Origin of the sequence: Paraburkholderia domus, from assembly GCF_905220705.1 — a bacterium.
Lineage (GTDB): Bacteria > Pseudomonadota > Gammaproteobacteria > Burkholderiales > Burkholderiaceae > Paraburkholderia > Paraburkholderia domus.
In genome coordinates this window covers 454504-474281 of record NZ_CAJNAT010000003.1, presented here as the reverse complement: position 1 = coordinate 474281, position 19778 = coordinate 454504, and the positions used below count along the sequence as shown (strand labels likewise).

14 protein-coding genes and 1 pseudogene are annotated in these 19778 nt (G+C 58.1%); 12 read left to right on the top strand and 3 right to left on the bottom strand.

All coding sequences use genetic code 11. The features are described 5' to 3' along the window. Nucleotides 1-556 precede the first annotated feature (556 nt). From KHO31_RS09865 to KHO31_RS09825, 9 genes are all read left to right on the top strand, one after another. On the top strand, nt 557-1951 hold the full coding sequence (locus KHO31_RS09865; RefSeq protein ID WP_211623168.1) for a glycosyltransferase family 4 protein: 1395 nt from the start codon (nt 557-559) through the stop codon (nt 1949-1951). After that, nucleotides 1948-3183 carry a glycosyltransferase family protein gene (locus tag KHO31_RS09860; RefSeq protein WP_211623167.1) on the top strand — a complete coding sequence of 412 codons (1236 nt, stop codon included), beginning with the start codon at nt 1948-1950 and terminating at the stop codon, nt 3181-3183. The genes KHO31_RS09865 and KHO31_RS09860 overlap by 4 nt, the downstream gene beginning before the upstream one ends. Before the next feature lie 258 nt (nt 3184-3441). After that, entirely contained in the window at nt 3442-4596 is a 1155-nt protein-coding gene (locus KHO31_RS09855) for a DegT/DnrJ/EryC1/StrS family aminotransferase (RefSeq protein WP_211623166.1), read from the top strand. A gap of 253 nt (nt 4597-4849) precedes the next feature. Beyond that, on the top strand, nt 4850-6385 hold the full coding sequence (locus tag KHO31_RS09850; RefSeq protein WP_211623164.1) for a glycosyltransferase family 4 protein: 1536 nt from the start codon (nt 4850-4852) through the stop codon (nt 6383-6385). Further along, nucleotides 6382-7623, top strand: a complete 1242-nt coding sequence (locus KHO31_RS09845; protein ID WP_211623162.1) for a glycosyltransferase family protein — start codon at nt 6382-6384, stop codon at nt 7621-7623. Before KHO31_RS09850 ends, KHO31_RS09845 begins: the two co-directional genes overlap by 4 nt. A gap of 525 nt (nt 7624-8148) precedes the next feature. Next, on the top strand, nt 8149-9012 hold the full coding sequence (locus KHO31_RS09840) for a glycosyltransferase (protein WP_211623160.1): 864 nt from the start codon (nt 8149-8151) through the stop codon (nt 9010-9012). Then, the gene (locus KHO31_RS09835) at nt 9009-9968 is read left to right on the top strand and encodes a UDP-glucose 4-epimerase family protein (RefSeq protein ID WP_211623158.1); all 960 of its coding nucleotides are present in this window, start codon (nt 9009-9011) and stop codon (nt 9966-9968) included. The genes KHO31_RS09840 and KHO31_RS09835 overlap by 4 nt, the downstream gene beginning before the upstream one ends. After that, entirely contained in the window at nt 9965-10981 is a 1017-nt protein-coding gene (locus tag KHO31_RS09830; RefSeq protein ID WP_211623157.1) for an MraY family glycosyltransferase, read from the top strand. Before KHO31_RS09835 ends, KHO31_RS09830 begins: the two co-directional genes overlap by 4 nt. 5 nt (nt 10982-10986) lie before the next feature. After that, complete coding sequence (locus KHO31_RS09825; protein ID WP_211623155.1) at nt 10987-12864, top strand: polysaccharide biosynthesis protein; 1878 nt, start codon at nt 10987-10989, stop codon at nt 12862-12864. Nucleotides 12865-13069: 205 nt separating this feature from the next. Here the strand turns inward: KHO31_RS09825 and KHO31_RS09820 are convergent, their stop codons facing one another. Then, nucleotides 13070-14170 (bottom strand): MraY family glycosyltransferase, encoded by a 1101-nt coding sequence (locus tag KHO31_RS09820; protein ID WP_211623153.1) that lies wholly within the window; start codon nt 14168-14170, stop codon nt 13070-13072. A 269-nt stretch (nt 14171-14439) separates the two neighbouring features. Here KHO31_RS09820 and KHO31_RS09815 point away from each other — a divergent pair, with 269 nt between their 5' ends. Next, nucleotides 14440-15990: a methyl-accepting chemotaxis protein gene (locus KHO31_RS09815; RefSeq protein WP_211623152.1), complete on the top strand. Its 1551-nt coding sequence runs from the start codon at nt 14440-14442 to the stop codon at nt 15988-15990. A gap of 55 nt (nt 15991-16045) precedes the next feature. Here KHO31_RS09815 and KHO31_RS09810 read toward each other — a convergent pair whose 3' ends face one another. Then, on the bottom strand, nt 16046-17038 hold the full coding sequence (locus KHO31_RS09810; protein WP_236071151.1) for a right-handed parallel beta-helix repeat-containing protein: 993 nt from the start codon (nt 17036-17038) through the stop codon (nt 16046-16048). On the opposite strand from KHO31_RS09810, the gene KHO31_RS39195 reads away from it, so the two are divergent. Next, the gene (locus KHO31_RS39195) at nt 17001-17330 is read left to right on the top strand and encodes a hypothetical protein (protein WP_236071154.1); all 330 of its coding nucleotides are present in this window, start codon (nt 17001-17003) and stop codon (nt 17328-17330) included. The genes KHO31_RS09810 and KHO31_RS39195 overlap by 38 nt on opposite strands. A gap of 1243 nt (nt 17331-18573) precedes the next feature. Next, nucleotides 18574-18716 (top strand): annotated as a pseudogene (locus KHO31_RS39980) (IS5/IS1182 family transposase); the annotation flags it as partial. A gap of 120 nt (nt 18717-18836) precedes the next feature. On the opposite strand, the gene KHO31_RS09805 reads toward KHO31_RS39980, so the two are convergent. Continuing rightward, nucleotides 18837-19706: a class I SAM-dependent methyltransferase gene (locus KHO31_RS09805; RefSeq protein WP_201080412.1), complete on the bottom strand. Its 870-nt coding sequence runs from the start codon at nt 19704-19706 to the stop codon at nt 18837-18839. Nucleotides 19707-19778 lie beyond the last annotated feature (72 nt).

The window sequence follows — 19778 nt, the reverse complement described above, 5'->3', positions numbered from 1 at the left end:
AGTGCGACTTCGGAGCTGAAAACCGGAATGCGAATACTCTCGACGCGTTTACCTGCTTCGTGGCTCGACTGGCGGGAAATTCGTTGCCAGACCGGTGAGTGGCCGGAGCGTGACAAATGGAGGGCCGGCTATCGTCGGCGAGATAGTGCTTGATTGAGCCAACTAGTTCGTATGCGCGAAGCAAGGCAGCAAAAGTTTCGCGGAGCGCCTGCGAGACACCGCTACCGTTCGTACACGAGATGCCCCGGTCATGTTCGATACACCATCAGTCGACAAACTGCGCTATTGTGACCTATTAATAATCGACGAGATGCTGCCGTGCGACTTCTCGCCTTTCCGAACTCTCGAATACGCACACTATCTGACGTATTTCGATTCATCCGCCCTTCTGTGTACCGAAGGCTGGCACTCGTGGGTGTCGAACCTCGGCTTTGACGATCAGCTTGCGAAGAGCGAGCTTGACGAGGTTGTGAAAGCCAAGATCGACCGTTTTTCGCGTCTCGCTTCGATCGTCCCGAGGCTCGCGTATATCACGTTTCTGCACAACGCGTGGCAGGTGTTTCCGCACCTCACGGAGCGCCGCATACCCTTCGTTCTGCAGCTTTATCCGGGGGGCGGCTTCGAGCCGAACGTGGACTCGAGCGACGAGAAGCTGCGCAAGATCGCTCATTCGCCGCTGTGCCGCAAGATCATCGTCACCCAGAAACTGTCGCGGGACTATCTGCGCGATACGATCGATTGCGACCCCAGGAAGATCGAATTTATCTATGGCGGCGTCTACGATACGCGCAACGAGTTCGATTTCAACCGGGACAAGAAATTCTTCGGCGCAGGCAAGAACACGCTCGACATCTGTTTTGTTGCGCACCGTTATGGCGACGATACAAAAAAGAAGGGCTATGACCAATTCGTGGCGGTCGCGAAGGCCCTGAGCACACAATTTCCCGCCGTGCGTTTTCACGTGGTGGGGGATTACACTCCGGACCAAATACCGCTTGAACAAGCGGCGGACCGCATTACGTTTCACGGCACGCAGCCGAATAGTTTCTTTCGCGAATTCTATCCGCGCATGGACATAATTTTGTCCGTGAACCGTCCGTCTAATCTCGACGGCGGCGCATTCGACGGGTTTCCGACCGGCGCATGCATGGAAGCCGGCTTTCGCGGTGTGCTCAATTGCGTGAGCGATCCACTGGACCTCAACGTTGAGTTCACCGACGAAGAGAACATTATTCTCGTCGATTTCGACACAAAAAAAACCATCGAGAAGTTGTCCGAGCTTGTCTGCAATCCAGAGAAACTCTATGCGCTCGCGTATGCGAACTGGAAGAGATTCGTGGGAGTATTCAACACGGACCACCAACTATGGGCGCGCTCACGGGTCATCTCCGAACAACTATTGCGAACCGAGGCGTTGATCGTGCGTCCTGCACCGCAGACAAGCATGATCGACTCCGCGATCTTCGAACCGATCCGCGCCGAAGCAAGGCGGGAACTCGCTATCCAAAAGGAAGTGTCGCGCCAGGTCGACGCCAATCTTCAAGACGCATTGATGCGTCACGACAATTTGGTGGGCGCCTACGCGATGCTCGCCAAGGGCTTCGAATCGGTGAGCGGCGAAAACGCTTCATTAAACTCGAGTCTCGTAGCGATGACGGCGGAACTCGAGGCGATGCGGGCGCAGGACGCGGCAAGAGCGCTGCATGTGAGTGAATTGCAGCGCGTCTTGGACGAATGCAAGGTCTCGGCCGAAACACCCGTTCGTTTGTTACCGGCGATTGGCGCAGCGGACAATGAAGGTAAGTCACACGAAGCGATTCCGTGTGGCAGGCTCGAGCGCGTGGCGTTCAAACTACTGCGCTCTCGCTTTGCCATGTCGCTGCGCACGACGTTCTCCCAGGCGGGTAATCGGACAAGGGGCGGTTCCAGCAAACGCAAGGTCACTAAATGAATAGACAAGGCGATGCGGCTTCAACGACGATGCGCAATTTCGATTCCAACGACTATGCTGTCATCCTCACCTGCAGTGATAAAGACAAGCACAGGCATAATGAGACGTTCGCCAATGAACTTGCTCCGGGTTTCCTGGCGCAAGGTCTGCGCGTGCGCAGCCTCGACTATCTACGCGACGTGAGGGCGGTCGCGGAAGCAGTTCGCGACGATCGCTGCCTCTTTTTCGTTTGCTTCAATGGTTTTGGCTCGGAGTTGATGCACTCGGCAGGACGGCCCGGCACGCTCGAGTCCATCTTCGAGTACTACGGGAAGTTGCTATTCGACTTTATGCACGATTGCCCTGTGCACGAGTCGATGGCGCATCAGATCGATTCGGTCGGCAAGTTCCGTAGGCTGCTCTCAACCGATTACACCTACGCGCATATTGCCCGGTTGCTCGGGGTGAAGAGCGTGCGTGTGGTGTCCGGCATCACGTTTCCCAACACCGTTACCGAGGGGCAACGCCCTCATGCGTCGCGCGGGCTCGATATCCTGCTTCCAGTCGGCTTGTCCAGTTCGGACAATACACGCCAGCGATACTCGGAGGTGCGCGCTTACAAAGGACGCGTGTTTCGTGAGATCTTCGAGAGTGTGACGGAATCGGCGATTGGCGATCTGAATGTCGACCCGCTCATTCAGACCCTTCTCGCTTGCCAGGAGTGTGGCATTCATTTCGACATGCGCAATGCGGACGTGCGCTTTCTAATCAGTTCCGTCCTAGATTTTGTGAAGTTCGAGCGGCGAGATCGCCTCGTCAGCGCAATCAACCACCTGCCGGTGACGCTCATCTCCGACCACGACGTAAGGGAGCGCTACGCGCATACCAAGCTGAACTTCATCGGCCAGAGATCGTTCCCGGACCTGTTGTACGCGATGAACGACGCGAAGTGCGTGGTGTGTCCGCTGCCACATCAGACCGGCTTTCACGAGCGTGCGCTTGCCTCGTTCACGGCGGGCGCGAGTGTGATCGCAGCTCCCAATGAGATATTGGAGACGCACTTTGTCCAGGGCCGCGACATGCTGACGTACCGGTCCGAAGAGGAACTCGCGGCCATACTCGAAGACGTGCTCGCTGGCCGGCTCGACCTCGAAAGCATGGCGCATAGCGGACGCGACCGCGCGCTCACACAATTTCCTTCCACGACGATCGTCGACACGATCGTCTCGGTGTGGCGGCGTCAACTCAGCTAACACCGCGTACGTTGCGCAATGGTTTGAAGGATGCCTAGGGGAAGCCGCCTTAATGCAAATATCAAACATCACCACATTCGGCGCGCGCACCGGCCAACGGGGCCGGTGATCCCGCTACTCGTGCTGAATAGCGAAATCATGACCAAATCAAGGCGATGTCAGAACATTGAAACGAACACTAAAAAAAATCAGTTTGCACTTCCAGGAGGCGAGTACAATCCCGCTGGAGGCAATATGTAATTAAATGTAAGTAATTAAATGTCAAACTTACCGATTAAGGTACTTGTTCCGTTGCTGCCGTCGACCCATCAGATCGAGCCCTATTTTCGCAAAATTGATGTGACGCGCACTTACAGCAACTTTGGTCCGCTTGCAACTGAGTTCGCCAAACGTCTCGGCAAGCTGGCAGGTGCCGCTTCAGTTACTTTGACGTCGAACGGTACGTCAGCAATTGAAATCGCTTTGCGTCTGAAGGCGTTACCGGGTCGAAAGTTGTGCGTTATGCCGTCATTTACGTTTGTGGCGAGCGCTCATGCCGTTTGTAACGGTGGCCTCACGCCGGTCTTCGTTGACATCGACCCGGTTTCGCTGGTGCTGACGCCAGAAATCGTCGAGCGCGTCCTGCCGCAACTGCCGGAGCAGCCGGCCGCTGTCCTTGTGATCAGCGCGTTCGGCGCGCCGATTGATCAGCAAGTCTGGGCTCAGTTCCAGTCGCGCACCGGCATTCCTGTCGTGTTCGATGCGGCCGCAGCGATCTCTGCGCTCTCGAACGTCGGCAACCTGCCCGTGTGCGTGAGCCTGCATGCGACGAAAGTTCTCGGCATCGGCGAAGGCGGCGCGATCCTGAATTCCGACGCGGAATTCGAACAACGCGCGACCGCGATGACCGGCTTCGGATTCATGGGCATGGAACGTATGTCCGCCATTCGCGGCGGAAACTATCGCATATCGGAATACGCAGCCGCGGTCGGGCTGGCCGCGCTCGATGTGCTGCCTGCCAAGATTGAGATGCTTCGTAACGTGGCGCTCGCATACCGCACGCGACTCGAGGCGACGGAGCGTCGCGCGCGGCTGCAAGCCGGCGCAGGCGATTGGGTCACGATGAGCCTGAACATCATCGTCGAGTCCGAAGACGTGGAAGCTACCTTGGCTAGACTCGATGCGCAGGAGATTCAATGGCGTCACTGGTGGGGCCTCGGTTGTCACCGTCATCCCGCGTTCGCCGATTGCCCGAGCTTCGGTCTTGAGGTCACGGATAAGCTTGCGCCGACCGTGATCGGCGTGCCGTGCCACGATGGTCTCTCCGATGATGACCTCGACCGGATCGTCGCGTGCTTTCCACAGCGAAATTACAACGACAGCACGTCTTCCTTCGCCGATGAGTTGAGCGAGCAGGAAGTCACGGCGCTTTGAGTCCGCCCTGGCGCCACGGAGAAGCGCCGCACTTGACATTATCGACATGACACACATGAATACAAACCGCGAGCCAGTTTTCTGCGATCTTCTGATCGTGGATGAAATGCTCCCGTGCGACTTCTCGCCATTCCGGACGATCGAGTATTCTCATTATCTGACCCACTTTAATACGGGGCGGCTAATCTGCACAGAGGGGTGGCATTCCTGGGCGTCGAATCTTCGCTTCGAGGAACACCTTGCTTCGAGCAAAATGGATTCGTCGATCAAGGAGAGGATTCATCGGTTTCCGTTCTTCAAGGATACGGTGCCGAAGCTCGCGTATATCACGTTCCTGCACAACGCTTGGCAAATGCTTCCGGCTCTGGCCGAGCGAAAAATTCCGTTCATTCTGCAGCTTTACCCCGGCGGCGGATTTGAGCCGAATGTCGAAACGAGCGATGAAAAGCTCATGGCAATCGCTCATTCGCCGCTCTGCCGGAAGATCATCGTCACGCAGAACCTTTCGCGCGATTATTTGCTCGACAAGATCAAATGTGATCCCGCGAAAATTGAGCTCATCTACGGCGGCGTGTACGACACGCGCAACGACTTCGATTTTTCCCGTGACAAGCAACGCTTTGGCATGCACAAGGACACGGTCGATATCTGCTTTGTGGCGCATCGCTACGGCAACGACACAAAGAAGAAGGGTTATGACCAGTTCGTTGCGGTCGCGCAAGCGCTGAGCGAGCGGTATGAACAGGTGCGCTTCCATGTCGTGGGCGACTACACGCCGGATCAGATTCCACTGGGCGCTGCCGCAAGAACGATAATATTTCACGGCAAGCAACCTAACACCTTTTTCCGGGAGTTCTATGCGCGCATGGACATGATTCTGTCGGTCAACCGGCCGACGGAAGCGGGCAAGGGCGCGTTCGATGGATTTCCCACGGGCGCATGCATGGAAGCGGGTTTTCGCGGCGTGCTCAACTGCATCAGCGACCCGCTGGAGCTCAACGTAGCGTTTACAGATGACGTCGATTTTGTGCTCGTCGACGTGGACACGCAGAAGACGATTCGCCGGCTTTCGGCGCTAATTGAGAACACCGAACGTCTCTACGAAATCGCCTACGCGAACTGGAAGAAATTTCTCGAGGTGTTCGACACGGACCATCAGTTGTGGCGTCGCACGCGCGTCATTACCGCGGAGCTTTTGCGCACTGAGAGTCTCATTGTCCGTCCGGCGCCCAACCGCAGCATGATGGATGCTGAATTCGGCGACAACGGACTTCGCCATCGAGTCGAGGAAGCGAGCCGCAACTTCAGGAATCTGCTCGATGAGTACAACAAGGTCGCCACAGCGTATGAGGCATTGAGGGCCGACTACAGTCAGGTCACCGACTACTACGAGAAACTGCACGGCGATCTGCTCGGAGAATACAAGACGCTCGCGACGGGCTATGGGGACCTTAAGACCGAGTACGACCGGGTAACCGAATACTACGAGAAGCAACAGGAAGGGCTGCTCGGTGAATACCGCACTCTGGCGGGCGGCTTCGAGAGCCTTCAGCGCGAGAATGTGTCGTTGCGCGAAAATGTCGGCGGCCTTAATGAAAACCTCTTGCGCATGAAGGATGACCTCGATTTGCTGGAAAGCAAGCGTCATGAAGCGGCATCCGGGCGTCTCGAGAAGGGCATCCTCCGGATGCTCAGATCGAAGTATTCGATGTCGATCCGTACGGGCTATTCGTGGCTTACCAGCTCCAATCGTCAACAGTTGATTGTCCAGAACCAAGAGCAGTCATGACCAGAGCAGTATTTCCTCTTTCAGTGGGCGCCGTCCGCTCGTTTTCTCCTGATGATTATGCGGTCCTTCTTATTCGCGATGACATAGACCGGCACAAGCACAATCAAACATTTGCGCGAGAGTTGACCGAAGCGTTTTCGTCGCTCGGCGTGCGCATGCTCTGCCTGGATTACGTTCGTGATGTCCGGCAACTCTCCGAAACCATCCGCGACGAGAACTGCGCTTTCTTCATCTGTTTCAATGGCTTCGGTTCGGAGCTCGTAAATGCGTCGGGCACGCCCGGCAAGCTCGACTCCACTTTTGAAGTGTGGCGCAAGCCGCTGTTCGATCTTATGCACGATTGCCCCGTGCATGAATCAATGGAGCATCAGCTCAACTCGGTCGGACAGTTCCGTAAGGCGCTGTTCACGGACTATTCGTATGCGCACCTGTCGCGGATGCTTGGCTCGAAAAGCGTTCAGGCGGTGTCGAGCATCACCTTTCCGCAGACGGTGACAACGCCGCTGAAACGTATTGCCGACCGGTCGATCGAAATTCTTCTCCCGGTCGGGCTTTCCGATCCGCAAGCCGTCCGCAACAGATTCCAGCCACCAGTCTCGTACCGCGATCGTCTATTCCGAGAACTGTTCGAAAGCGTGACGGCTGTCGCGGTCGATGATCTGGCGACTGATCCGTTGACTCAGACGCTCATCGCGTGTCAGGACGCAAATATCGCCGTGAATTTCCGCGATCCGGACATGCGCTTCCTGATCACGGCCGTCCTCGATTTTGTGAAGTTCGCTCGACGCGACAGGCTCGTGCGGGCGATCTCGCATCTGCCAGTCACAATCATTTCGGATCACGATGTATCGGAGCGGTTTTCAGGTTCAAATCTTAAGTTGATGAAGGACCGCCCATTTCCGGATCTGATCGACGCCATGGGCGACACGAAGATCGTTTTGTGCCCGCTGCCTCACCACACCGGCTTTCATGAGCGCCCCTTGGCTGCCTTTACGTCTGGGGCCGCAGTCTTCGCCGCGCCGAATGAAGTTCTCGAAACCAATTTCCGGCAAGGACGGGACATGTTGACGTACAAAACTCCCGATCACCTGGCGAAACTGTTGGCGAGCGCTTTAGCTGGAGACATTGATCTGCAACTAATGGCGAACAATGGTGAGCGCGTTGCGCATGAGCGCTTCTCACCTCGTCGCCTGGCGGAAACCATCTTGTCACAGTGGGGAGCGATGGAGTCGGACTGAAGCCAGCTGAAGCAGGAAAAGCGAGGGATCGATCGTTGCGCAGCGTGACGATGTGTCGATTGCCCGGCGTGGAGGAGCTACGGGCTGTTGTTACGATACTACTGATGCGCACACGGATAGCCGCGGGACGCTGCTTTGTTGCCTCACCTTACCGGCTGCGGCAACATATGCCAGACACAATTGTCTGCTGCCTCTCACGCAGAAATTCTGTATCAACTGGGTTTAATGTCTTGTTTGATTTAATTCAGATAATTAATCTACGAATTTATTAATGTGAAACCCGATTCAAGTTCGGACGTGCGAGAAGAAATGGCTGTGGAGCAATATCTATTGCCTTTCAATGGCTTGCATTTTGCGACGTGGGCCTGACGGCCTGCCGAACTGTCAGGCGGTATCTCACATAGTGTTTCCCGAACCTGCTCTTGGTAACAAATCGCAATCGGACTGCCCAAAATCCGCTTTTTCCTTCAAACTACGAGGCTTCGCAATGGGGGTAAATTGGGTCGAAGTAATGTCAGCAATTTGATGCGGCAATCAGGCGCTGCGCAAGGGGCCCAGGGGCGGCGCGCGCAGGCCGTGAATCTCTCCGTTTCCGTGGTGGTCTACCGACCCGATGTCGCTCAACTCGAGCGCACCCTTTCAACGCTGCGCGACAGTTGGACTGTGCTGCGGCGTGCTGCGCCGGGCTTATCCGCCAGTGTTTTCCTTGTCGACAATGGCGGCGCTCCTGACATGACGCCGACAGTTCGCGCATTTGCCGGGCTCGATATACCGTTTACTGTGATCGCGGGGCATGGCAACGTCGGTTATGGGGCAGGCCATAATCTTGCGCTGGTGCGATCGAACAGTACCTATCATCTGGTTCTCAACCCGGACGTCGAACTGGCCGCCGATGCACTGGAGAAAGCGCTGGCTTTTCTCGATGCCAACGCCGGCTACGGATTACTCACGCCATACATTTGCGACGAAACCGGCGACCAGCAATTTCTCTGCCGTCGTTTTCCAACGGTGCTCGATCTGCTCGTGCGAGGTTTTTTCCCTGCGACTCTGCGTGCGCCGTTTGCCTCGCGTCTCGCGCGCTATGAGATGCGCGACGTGGTCAACGAGCGCGACCCTGTGATCAATCCGCCTATCGTCAGCGGTTGCTTCATGCTTTTTCGTACGGAAGTTCTGCTGCGTCTCAATGGCTTCGACGACCGTTACTTTCTCTATTTCGAAGACTACGACCTGTCGCTTCGCACGCATGACGTGTCGGACGTGGTGTATCTGCCGGCGGTGCGCATCCTTCACCACGGTGGTGGCGCGTCGCGCAAGGGCTGGCTGCATGTGCGCCTGTTTGTCACGTCGATGGTCCGGTTCTTCAGCCGGTTCGGATGGAGATGGCTATGAGCCATGTCGCCGTCACGGGAGCAAATGGCTTCGTCGGGCGCACGGTTGTCCGGACGCTGTTGGCGCGCGGGCATGAGGTCACGGCTATCGTCCGGCGCAGCGCGGGCGAAACTGGCGGCGTGAGGCAGTGCGTGGTGGGCGAGGCAGGCGCCGCCGCCTGGCCCCCGGGCCTCAAGCCGGATGCCGTGATTCATCTTGCCGCGCGCGTGCATGTCATGCGCGAGAATGCGTCCGACTCGCTGGCGGCTTTCCGCGAGGCCAATGTGATTGGGGCGCTCAGGGTCGCCGAAGCGGCTCATCGCGCCGGCGTGCGGCGCCTGGTCTTCGTGAGCAGTATCAAGGCACTGGCGGAGACAGACGGCGGCCGCCCCTTGCGCGAAGACGACCCGCCGCAGCCGCAGGATCCGTACGGTGTGTCGAAGCTCGAAGCGGAACGGGCGCTAGTTCGGTTCGGTGAGGAGTCCGGGCTCGAGGTCGTGATTGCCCGGCCGCCGTTGGTCTACGGCCCGGAAGTTCGCGCGAATTTTCTGCAGTTGATGAGCGTCATCGCCAAAGGCTTGCCGCTTCCGCTGGGCGCTATCACTGCGCGCCGCAGCCTCGTCTACAACGAGAATCTTGCCGACGCGCTGATTTTGTGCGCGACCGATCCACGTGCCGCGGGGGAGTGCTTTCATATCACCGATGGCGCCGACCTTACCGTCGCCGAACTGGCGAAAGTGCTTGGGCGGCACTTGCACAAGCACGTCTGGCTGGCGCCGGTGCCGGCAAACTGGCTGCTTGCCGCGGGCAAGCTTACCGGCCGGTCGGCGCAGGTCGAGCGACTTGTTGAACCATTGCGTGTCGACTCGTCGCGTATCCGCGAGAAGTTGCAGTGGCAGCCACGATTCTCCGTCGATGAAGGTCTGGCTCAGACCGCCCAATGGTACCGATCGACGCAGCGAGGCCGCGCATCATGAATTTAGCTAACTGGCCGGCAACGCTCTGGGTGTCAGGCGCGTCGTTCGCGGCATGCGCGCTCATGCTGTTCGTGCTGCTGAAAACCGGCATCGCCTGGCGCCTCGCGACCGACGTTCCCAACGACCGCTCGCTTCACACGCTGCCCACGCCGCGCGTCGGCGGCTGGGGCATCGTGCCGGTGGTGGTGGTGGCGATCGCGATCACCGCGCCGAAGCTGTGGCTCGCGGCAGTCGGCGCGTGCTTCCTCGCCGCGGTATCTCAGGTCGACGATCGGCGCGGACTGCCCGCGCGCGTGAGGTTCGCCGCCCATCTCGCTGCGGTCGCGGTGCTGGTGTGGGCTCACCCGGCGCACGTGCCGCTTTGGCTGCTGGTAGGCATGTCTTTTTTACTGTTGTGGCTGGTCAACCTTTACAATTTTATGGATGGCGCGGACGGGCTGGCCGGCGGGATGGCCGTGTTCGGTTTTGCGGGCTATGCCATTGCGGCAATGATCAGCGTGCATGCATCGCGCGAACTCATGTTGGCCTCCGCAGCGGTGGCCGGCGCGGCGGCGGCCTTTCTGCTGTTCAACTTCCCCCCGGCCAAAGTCTTCATGGGTGACGCGGGCTCGATTCCGCTGGGCTTCCTCGCCGGCGCACTCGGCTATCTGGGGTGGAGCGATCAGGTTTGGCCTATCTGGTTTCCGGCGCTGGTGTTCTCGCCGTTTATCGGCGACGCTTCGGTCACCCTGCTGAGGCGGTTGTTGCGCGGAGAGAAGATCTGGCAGGCTCACCGCGAACACTATTATCAGCGCATGGTCCGGTGCGGACTCGGACACGCGAAGACAGCCAGGATCTGGTATTTGGTCATGGCAGCAGGCACAATTCTTGCGGTGATAATTTTGAGGTGGCCCCCGGTCGTTCAGTGGTGTAGCGTTGGAGCTTGGGTGATCGTACTCGTCTTGATTGGCATCGGTATCGATTCTCGCTGGCGTCAATTCAATTTGGCACATTGCGAACAACCTGAGGTGTAAAACGGATGCTTCGACTTAAAGCCTCGTGGCTATCTTTTAGCGCCTTTGCGTTCGACCTGTGCGCAGTCGCGGGTGCGTGGCTGGCTGCATACCTGATTCGTTTCAACGGTTATGTGCCGGTCGAATTCTGGTCCGGAGCCGTCAAGACACTTGTCTGGCTTCTTCCTGTCTACGGACTGATGTTCCGTGTCTTCGGCCTGTACCGAGGCATGTGGGTCTTCGCCAGTCTGCCGGACCTTATGCGCATCGCGAAGGCCGTGCTGGCCGGCGCGTTCGCGATGATGATGGTCGCTGTGATGGTTCAGCCGGATCCGATCATCCCGCGCTCCGTGTTAGTCGTTTCTCCGCTTCTGCTGTTCCTCGCCATGGGCGGCTCGCGTGCGCTCTATCGTGCATCCAAGGAGTTCTATCTCTACGGCGGCCTGGTGGCGCAGGGCAAGCCTGTGGTGGTGCTGGGCGCGGGCAACGCAGGCGCCAGTCTCGCCCGCGAACTGTCTCGTTCGAGCGAGTGGCGGCTAGTGGGCCTGCTCGACGACGACCCTGCCAAGCAAGGCCGAGAAATATACGGCTACAAGGTTTGGGGGCCGATTGGCGATCTGCATCGCTGGGCCTCGGACATGAAGGTCGAACACGCGATCATCGCGATCCCTTCAGCATCGGTGGATGCGCAGCGGCGCGTGGCAACACTCTGCGTTCGGGCTGGCGTGCGAGCCATGGTATTGCCGGCTTTGACAACGCTCACGCAAGGTGAGGCGTTCCTCTCGCGTGTGCGTCAGATAGATCTGGAAGACCTGCTAGGACGCGATCCCGTTAAGATTGACATGCCGCACGTCGAAGCGCTGCTGCGTGGCCGTGTGGTGATGGTGACCGGTGCGGGCGGCTCGATTGGTTCGGAGCTTTGCCGCCAGATTCTGCGCTTCGAGCCGGGCCAACTGATCGCATTCGATTTATCCGAGTACGCAATGTATCGCCTCACGGAAGAGTTGCACGAGCGCTTTCCGAAGCTCTCAGTCGTGCCGGTCATCGGCGATGCAAAAGATTCGTTGCTTCTCGATCAGGTACTGTCGCGCTATACACCTCACATCTTATTTCACGCGGCGGCCTACAAGCATGTGCCGCTGATGGAGGAATTGAACGCGTGGCAGGCTGTGCGCAACAACGTGCTGGGCACCTACCGGGTTGCGCGCGCCGCAATTCGTCACGACGTAAAGCACTTCGTACTGATCTCTACAGACAAGGCCGTGAATCCCACCAATGTGATGGGGGCGAGTAAGCGGCTCGCAGAGATGACTTGCCAGGCGTTGCAGCAAACGAGTACGCGTACGCAGTTCGAGACCGTCCGTTTTGGCAATGTGCTGGGCAGTGCGGGAAGCGTGATTCCAAAGTTTCAGCAGCAGATATCGAAGGGCGGCCCGGTCACCGTCACGCATCCGGAGATCACACGTTTTTTCATGACGATTCCGGAAGCGTCGCAACTCGTGCTGCAAGCATCTAGCATGGGGCAGGGAGGGGAGATTTTCATTCTCGATATGGGAGAGCCCGTCAAAATTGTCGACTTGGCGCGTGACCTGATCCGTCTTTATGGGTTCAGCGAAGAGCACATTCGCATCGTCTTCACCGGCTTGCGGCCGGGAGAGAAACTATACGAAGAACTGCTGGCCGATGACGAAGCGACTACTCGCACGCCGCATCCCAAGTTGCGCATTGCGCAGGCGCGTGAAACTCCCGACAATCTACTGGACGAATTGCTTCCTTGGTTGATGCAGCATCGTGTGCCGAGCGACCAAGAGGTTCGGCGCGACCTCCGGCGGTGGGTGCCGGAATATCAGCCGGCTGCAGCGCCGGACTTGCGCAGCGTGGCACCGGTTACGCGCGCTTCCTGAGTGTTACTGGCTGTAGCCATTTCGCTCGGACGCCAACGGGGCGGCGCCAAGTTTGGCGCTTGCTGACATACGCTTAGCGATGGCACTCCGGTAGTCCACCGGTTAGTTCTGCTCCACCTCTCATCACCTCAGGCTTTCGAACCTTTCAGCGCGGACCTGTCTACTGCGATGTGGTGGCGGGTAGCTTGCTGGCCGCATCCTTCGGTTACCGCCTCCCCTTCCTCACCACCATCCACCGCGGCGACTTAAACCGCACAATACTCACATATAGCCAAACATAAGTCGCCGCAAACACCACCACAAAACAGAACAGATGCAGCGTATGCCGCCAGAACAACGTCGCCGGCACGACCGCGATTAGACACAGCAACCACAGATACGGCGACGTCAGCGAATTCCGCCGCGTCAACTCCCGCGCCGTCCTCGCCCCCACGGCCCAGCGCATCAACCGCTTATAAACCAGCATATGCAGATGCACGCCGTCGGGAATCCCCGGCGACATCCCGCGAATAAACTTCTTCCGGTAGATCGAAAAGCAGGTCTCGAAGATCGGGTACATGAAAAGCAGCACCGGATACCACGCCGACACATCGCGGTTGCGCATCACTAGCATGATCGACAGCTCGGCGAGCATGAAGCCGATGAAATACGCGCCCCCGTCCCCAAGAAAAATGAGCCCCGCCGGAAAATTCCAGATGAAGAAGCCAAGCACCGCGCCCATCATCATGAACGATGCCGACAGCACGATCGGATCGGACACCTGGAATGCCACATAAGCGAGCGACGCGAACATCATGAACGCGACCATCGATGCGAGGCCATTGAAGCCGTCGATGATATTGATCGCATTGGCGAGCGCCGCGACGGCCAGCACCGTGACCGCACAGGAGATCACCGCATACGAGAGCAAAAAGTCGAGCGGCGGCACGCTGATGCGCGTGACAGCGATATCCAGCAGAAAATAGGCGAGGGCGGCGGCCGCCATCGTGCAGGCGAGCCGCGCGAGCGGCGACACACGCTTGGTCAGATCCTCGACCAATCCCGAACCGAACGCCGGCATGCCGCACGCGATCAACCCCAGAATGCCGCCCGACACCGCAGGATACGCATGATGCAACTGCACCGCAGACACGATCAGCCCGACCAGAATCCCAGCGCCGCCAATGCGCGGCACCGGGCGCACATGGAATTTCTGCACGCCGGCCAGATCGGTATCGGTCGAGAATTTTTCATGCAGATGCGCATAGCGCACGATCAACAGTGTGATCAGCAGTGAAACGAGAAAGCCGAGCGCAAAACTAAGCATGAAAGTGGGCCTGAGCGAAGACGCCGAATTATACAAACGAAACGCATGCCGTCCTGAAAAGCAGCGTTTGCGCCACTTCTGCGAAAAATCCCAGATAGTGAAGCTTTAATCGCCCGCAAAGCCATGCCCGTCATGGATTCCACCTATTTAACGAGGTCTCTGGAAGGCCGTTAACCTGGATGCGGCGAAGTGTAAGTTGCCGGCGAAAAAGATGGCCGCCGACGCATCGTGGGGTTCGCCGCCGACCAATAGGACGTTCCGGAGACCCAATGCTTAACAACATCACCATTCGCGGCGGCCTGACGCTAGTGATCAGCGTATTCGTCGCTTTCCTGCTGACCGTGATCGGCGTCGGCTACGGCGCGCTGAAGCTCGCGAATAGCAGCCTCGACGAAACGCAGCACAGCGCCGTGGCGCTGTCGCATCTGAAGGCAAGTTCAGAGAAGCTGTTGCAAGTGCAGCTCGCGCTTGGCTCCTATCAGACGCTCTTTAGCGTCGGCAAGCAAACGGACGAGCTGTTGCCGGCCGCGCACAAGGTGCTGGTCGAGTCGAACAAAGACTTCGGCAGTTACATGGCCGGCCCGTTCGCGAGCGAGGACGAGAAGAAGCTCGCGCAGAACGTCGAGCAGGCGCGCAGCGCGCTGGTGGACAAGGCGATCGAGCCTGAATTCAAGGCGCTGACGGACTTCGACTTCAACACCTTCCGCAACATCCAGGGCGAAACGGCGAATGCCTTTTACGCGGCCTATTCGAAGGCCATCGATGCGCTCCAGAGCTTGCAGATGGACAGCCAGCGTAAGCAGGCCGAGACGGCAGCCCAGCGCTTTCAGCTGGCGACGCTGCTGTTCGCGGGGATTGGTGCGATTGCCATCGTGATCGGTGTGATGGCGCGCATCGGCTTGTCGGCGGCTGTGATCAAGCCGGTCAATGCGACCATCAAACACTTCGAGCGTATTGCCGCAGGCGATCTGACGATCGCAATCAAAAGCAGATCGCGCAACGAGATGGGCCAGTTACTGAACGCGTTGACGAAGATGCGCGACGGCCTCGTGGAGACGGTGGCGAAGGTGCGCGGCAGCACAGCGGCGCTTACGCAAGGTGCAAACGAGATCGCCTCGGGTAACGCGGACCTGTCATCGCGCACCGAGCAGCAAGCGGCGGCGCTTCAGCAGACCGCGGCGAGCATGGAGCAGCTCTCGGCCACGGTGAAGCAGAACGCAGATAACGCGAAGCAGGCGAACCGGCTGGCGCAGGGTGCGTTGGATACGGTGACGCGTGGTGGCGCAGTGGTGTCGCGTGTCACTGAGACGATGGATGGGATCACCGAGTCGTCGCGGAAGGTGGCCGAGATCATCGGCATGATCGAGGGGATAGCGTTTCAGACTAACATCCTCGCCTTGAACGCGGCCGTCGAGGCAGCCCGAGCGGGGGAACAGGGGCGCGGCTTTGCGGTCGTTGCCTCGGAAGTACGTAGCCTCGCGCAACGCTCCGGCTCGGCGGCGAAGGAGATCAAGGAATTGATCGGCGAATCGGCCGCCAAGGTAGAACAGGGGGCATCGCTCGTGTCCGACGCGCAGAAGACGATTCACGAAGCCATGGACGCGGTTCAACGTGTCACGGGCGTGATGAACGAGATTGAAGCATCCGCGCATGAGCAGAGCGATGGCATCGAACAGGTCAACAAGGCCGTTTCGCAGATCGATGAAGTCACGCAGCACAATGCCGCACTGGTCGAAGAGGCGGCTGCGGCTGCGAAATCGCTGGAAGAGCACGCTGTCGCATTGCGCGATGCCGTGGCTGTGTTTCAGGTGGCTGCCTAGAAGAGAACAGGCGAAAAAAAAACCCCGCCGGAGCGGGGTTGATCGGCTGGCGATCTTAATTCGTGGCGCCTGCACCACCTGCTGCGGCCGGGGTGCTATAAGCGGACACCGCCGCCATGGTCGTGCCAGTGACCGGGAAATTCGATTTTGAATTGCCGTTATTCTGCAAGGCCGGTGACCCGAGCGCCGAATACAAGGTGCTGTTCTGGACTGTGCCGGTCTCGATGCCGTTGCCTACGAACTGGAAACCAACAAAGCCCGGATTGACAATCTGGTTGCCGCTCATGTTCACACCGCTGATGTTGTAGGTAGACCCTTGCGAGTTGTAGACCGTCACAGTGCCTTGAGACGCGCCACCATGGAGAAACGTATTGCCGCTGACGGTTACGTTGGATACGCCCAACGTGTTGTATTCAGATTCCGCCGATATGTACAAGTCGGCATATGAATCGGTGTTGTCCACGACGTTGCCGGTGTAGGTGACATTGTTGCCGCCCACCACTGACAGCCCGCGGCCCCAGACCTGACCCTTGACCGTGTTGTTCTTGACGGTGATGTTCTGGACGATAGGTGCGTTCGAATAGCTGACGATCGAGATGCCATCATCGCCCGAGCCGGTGACCAGATTTCCGCTGATGACGGTGCCGTTCGCGCCGTTCGTATTCGTAATGCTATCGGCCAGGGTGTTCTGCACCGTGTTGTTCTGGATCGTGCCGCCTTGGCCACCGTTGTTAAAAATGCCGGCGCTGGCAGAACCAGTAATCGTGATGCCCTGAACATTGAAATTCGTGGCACCGTCGATCCATACCATGGCGGTCTCCCACGCGCCATTCGAACGCGTCGTGGCCGGGCTCGTCATCGCAAAATTGGATAGCGATCCGCCAGTGCCAGTCAGATGAAAAGCCTCGTTGGCGACGTTGGTTGCCTTCAGGATCGAAGCTTTGCCGGCGCCCGTGACTGCAATGCCATTCGCGTTGAGCGTGTTCGAATAGACAAACGTCCCTGCCGGAATGCTCACGCTACTGCCATTCGCCGCTGCAGCAGTCAACGCATTCTGGATAGCGTTCGTGCTATCCGTATTGCCGGTGGGGTCCGCGTTGTACGGTGCTTGCGTGATCGAGATTACACTGGAGGTCGGCGTTGTCGATGAAGCAGCCGACGGCGAAGATGCGGGCGTCGAAGGTGTCGTCGACGATCCCGGCCGGCGCAATCTGTTCGCCGTAGCGGTGGGATCGGAACCATCGGAGCCGCCGCCGCCGCATGCAGCAAGAAAGGCGCACGAAACGAGAAGGGCGGACAAGGTCTTAACCGGTAAACTAACTGTCATAACAAATCTCTAAAAAATTAAACAAGGTCGCCCAGAAGCGACGTATGGGTTAGGGGGATGAAACGTATGCTTGCGACGAAATTCCTCAGGCGATGCCGTCAGCAACAGGCATGACGCCAGACTCCATAGCTTTTGCTAGTGAGTGGATAGGTGTCCAAACTGTTATTGCCATTCGTGAATTGAACATTCACGCCGAATCGATGACTTAAGCTCCGTGCTACATCGCGGCAAGCGTGCTCTTGAACGTCAGCGAACCGCCGAGTCTGAGCCCGAAGCACATTGTTGCCAGAACCGATAACACGGCACAGCCGTGGATCTACGCCTGCTTATCCGGCATCTGTGCGACGGTGGCGCCAGTCGAAATCTACGCGCGCGGTGCAGTGCGCGCTTCGGCGAAGCGAGCGATGAACGATGTCCACCCGCTGCCTGAGTCAGCGACCGCAATTCTCGGCGCGTATCTTCGAGGACTTCTCACGCGGAAGCTATCTTCCGGGAGAATCTATTGATTTATTCGTACTACGAATTAATGATATTGAAAGCATACTGATCCTTTGTCGTTGCCAAAAAAGTACGGGAAGTACAGGGATGGCGTGCCTGCAGGTTCAGTCACAGGCACTAAGGACTACGATCTTTTGGCGAGAAATTTTGCTCACTGCGAACGCTACCAACCGTTGCCGGTCACGCAGCGGTACTGCCGCCGAGTTGCTCATTCCGGGCGCGCCGGCACAACTCGTTCACCTATTTGCCGCAGCGACCCGTCGCGAGCACGCACGCTACCACCGCGCACGCTACAAGTAGCGCCACGCGACCGATCGTGCGAGCAAGAGACAAGGGCACTCGCCCCGCGCGCTTCAAATGGAACGGCATCGAAGTGTGCGGTAGATCTTTCTACATAAGATTCCACAGGGACGAATTATATTCGCAAAGAAACGTTTCAATCTTGAAACAGGCCAGAATTGGCGGAAAAAAGCGATAGCTTCTTGCATCTAATCGTCAGAAGACAATCTATCCTTCTCTCGAGCGATATATGAAATATTTCCCTCGTCCAAGTCAATTAGTGACAGAAGATATCTAGGGAAGCGTAAAAACGCGTAGAAACGACCGTTTTAAATTGTCTTACCAATGGAATTTGTACAATATCTCGCGACGTTTTCAACGAGCGCTTACCTTCATTGGTGCCGTGTTCGACGCCATGGTTAACCCGCCCATACAATGGTTTGTCATGCTTATCGATGAATGTTTCTAACGAAGCGCAAGTGGGGCCGAAGACGCTTGTGACGGAGGGACACTTCTTCTGGCAACCGTTGCGAGAGCAGATCAACTTGAAGCATCTGTTCCGTCCCGCTTAGCCGACCTGATCAACCAGGAACGATCGTTCGTACTGGTAGCGTCCCGGTTTGCGGTGTGGGGATGGCATCGCAAGGATCTACACATTCATCTGAAGTGTCGATTCATGGGCGCGAGTTGAATTTCTGTCGGTCGTGAAAGAGCGACATAGATAGGATGCCGTATGAAATAACTAACTCGCGGTCGGCTGAGGGGCGGCAAGCAATGCGCGCGTACCGCTTGAGGCCACCACGATCCGTGCGTCTGCGGGGGCGATCGGGGACGGGGCAGCGCCACCTTGCCAGATCACCAGTGCGTCGTCCTTGTCCGGTCCATAGCCAAGTTCCTCGGCGGCGTATGGAAGCACGCGGGCAAAGCGGCGGCGCAGCAGCGGCGAGGCGTCGAAGCAGTGGCCGAACACCGGGTTGTAGTAGACGATATAGACGCTGCGGTGATCGGCAGCCAGTGCCGCCTCCACACCTGCAACAACCTTGGCGATGAGTTCGGCTCCAAATGGGTTGTATAAAAAGAGTACGAGGTCGCCGGCGGGCAGAGGGAAGGTGCTGGCATCGCCTACCGCGAGCCGCACGGCAGTCCGTTGCGGATAGCGTTGGGCGATGATGGCGGCGTTGCGGCGGGCGATCTCGGCCAGAGGTGGCGATAGCTCGACGCCGCAGATGTCCCGGAAGGGGAACTCCGACGCAACAAGAAGCGCACGGCCCTTGCCACAACCGAGGTCCAGGAAAGTGCAGGAGTCGACGGGAGGCAGCGCTGCTAGAGCGAGGCGCAGTACGCTCGGTTGCGACCCGGCATATGGAAATGCGTCGTCGCGGAAGGACTCGTTCGCGAGCAGTTCCTCGGCAGGGACGTATCCGCTGGTATCGGTGCCGTAGCGGCGATCGAATGGATGGAGTCTGTCCCAGCCATTCCCGTAGAGAATATGCGACCCTGGGATCTTCTCGAGCAGCCCGTGAACGGATGGTCGGTCGACGATGGCCGAAACGACGGAAAGTCGTCCGACGGCGCTAGCGAAACTTTTGATGGTGGTCTTCAGGTTACGCACGTGTCCCTCGGCATCTCATTGGGTTCGTGGTGTTACGTCCGCACTGATTGACCCATTCTGGCCACGAGTGTT

Coding starts and splice junctions, on each gene's coding strand:
- KHO31_RS09835 (WP_211623158.1), top strand. CDS start 9,009: ATGAGCCATGTCGCCGTCACGGGAGCAAATGGCTTCGTCGGGCGCACG.
- KHO31_RS09850 (WP_211623164.1), top strand. CDS start 4,850: ATGGATTCGTCGATCAAGGAGAGGATTCATCGGTTTCCGTTCTTCAAG.
- KHO31_RS09815 (WP_211623152.1), top strand. CDS start 14,440: ATGCTTAACAACATCACCATTCGCGGCGGCCTGACGCTAGTGATCAGC.
- KHO31_RS09830 (WP_211623157.1), top strand. CDS start 9,965: ATGAATTTAGCTAACTGGCCGGCAACGCTCTGGGTGTCAGGCGCGTCG.
- KHO31_RS39195 (WP_236071154.1), top strand. CDS start 17,001: ATGCTCACGCTACTGCCATTCGCCGCTGCAGCAGTCAACGCATTCTGG.
- KHO31_RS09840 (WP_211623160.1), top strand. CDS start 8,149: ATGCGGCAATCAGGCGCTGCGCAAGGGGCCCAGGGGCGGCGCGCGCAG.
- KHO31_RS09855 (WP_211623166.1), top strand. CDS start 3,442: ATGTCAAACTTACCGATTAAGGTACTTGTTCCGTTGCTGCCGTCGACC.
- KHO31_RS09825 (WP_211623155.1), top strand. CDS start 10,987: ATGCTTCGACTTAAAGCCTCGTGGCTATCTTTTAGCGCCTTTGCGTTC.
- KHO31_RS09860 (WP_211623167.1), top strand. CDS start 1,948: ATGAATAGACAAGGCGATGCGGCTTCAACGACGATGCGCAATTTCGAT.
- KHO31_RS09820 (WP_211623153.1), bottom strand. CDS start 14,170: ATGCTTAGTTTTGCGCTCGGCTTTCTCGTTTCACTGCTGATCACACTG.
- KHO31_RS09845 (WP_211623162.1), top strand. CDS start 6,382: ATGACCAGAGCAGTATTTCCTCTTTCAGTGGGCGCCGTCCGCTCGTTT.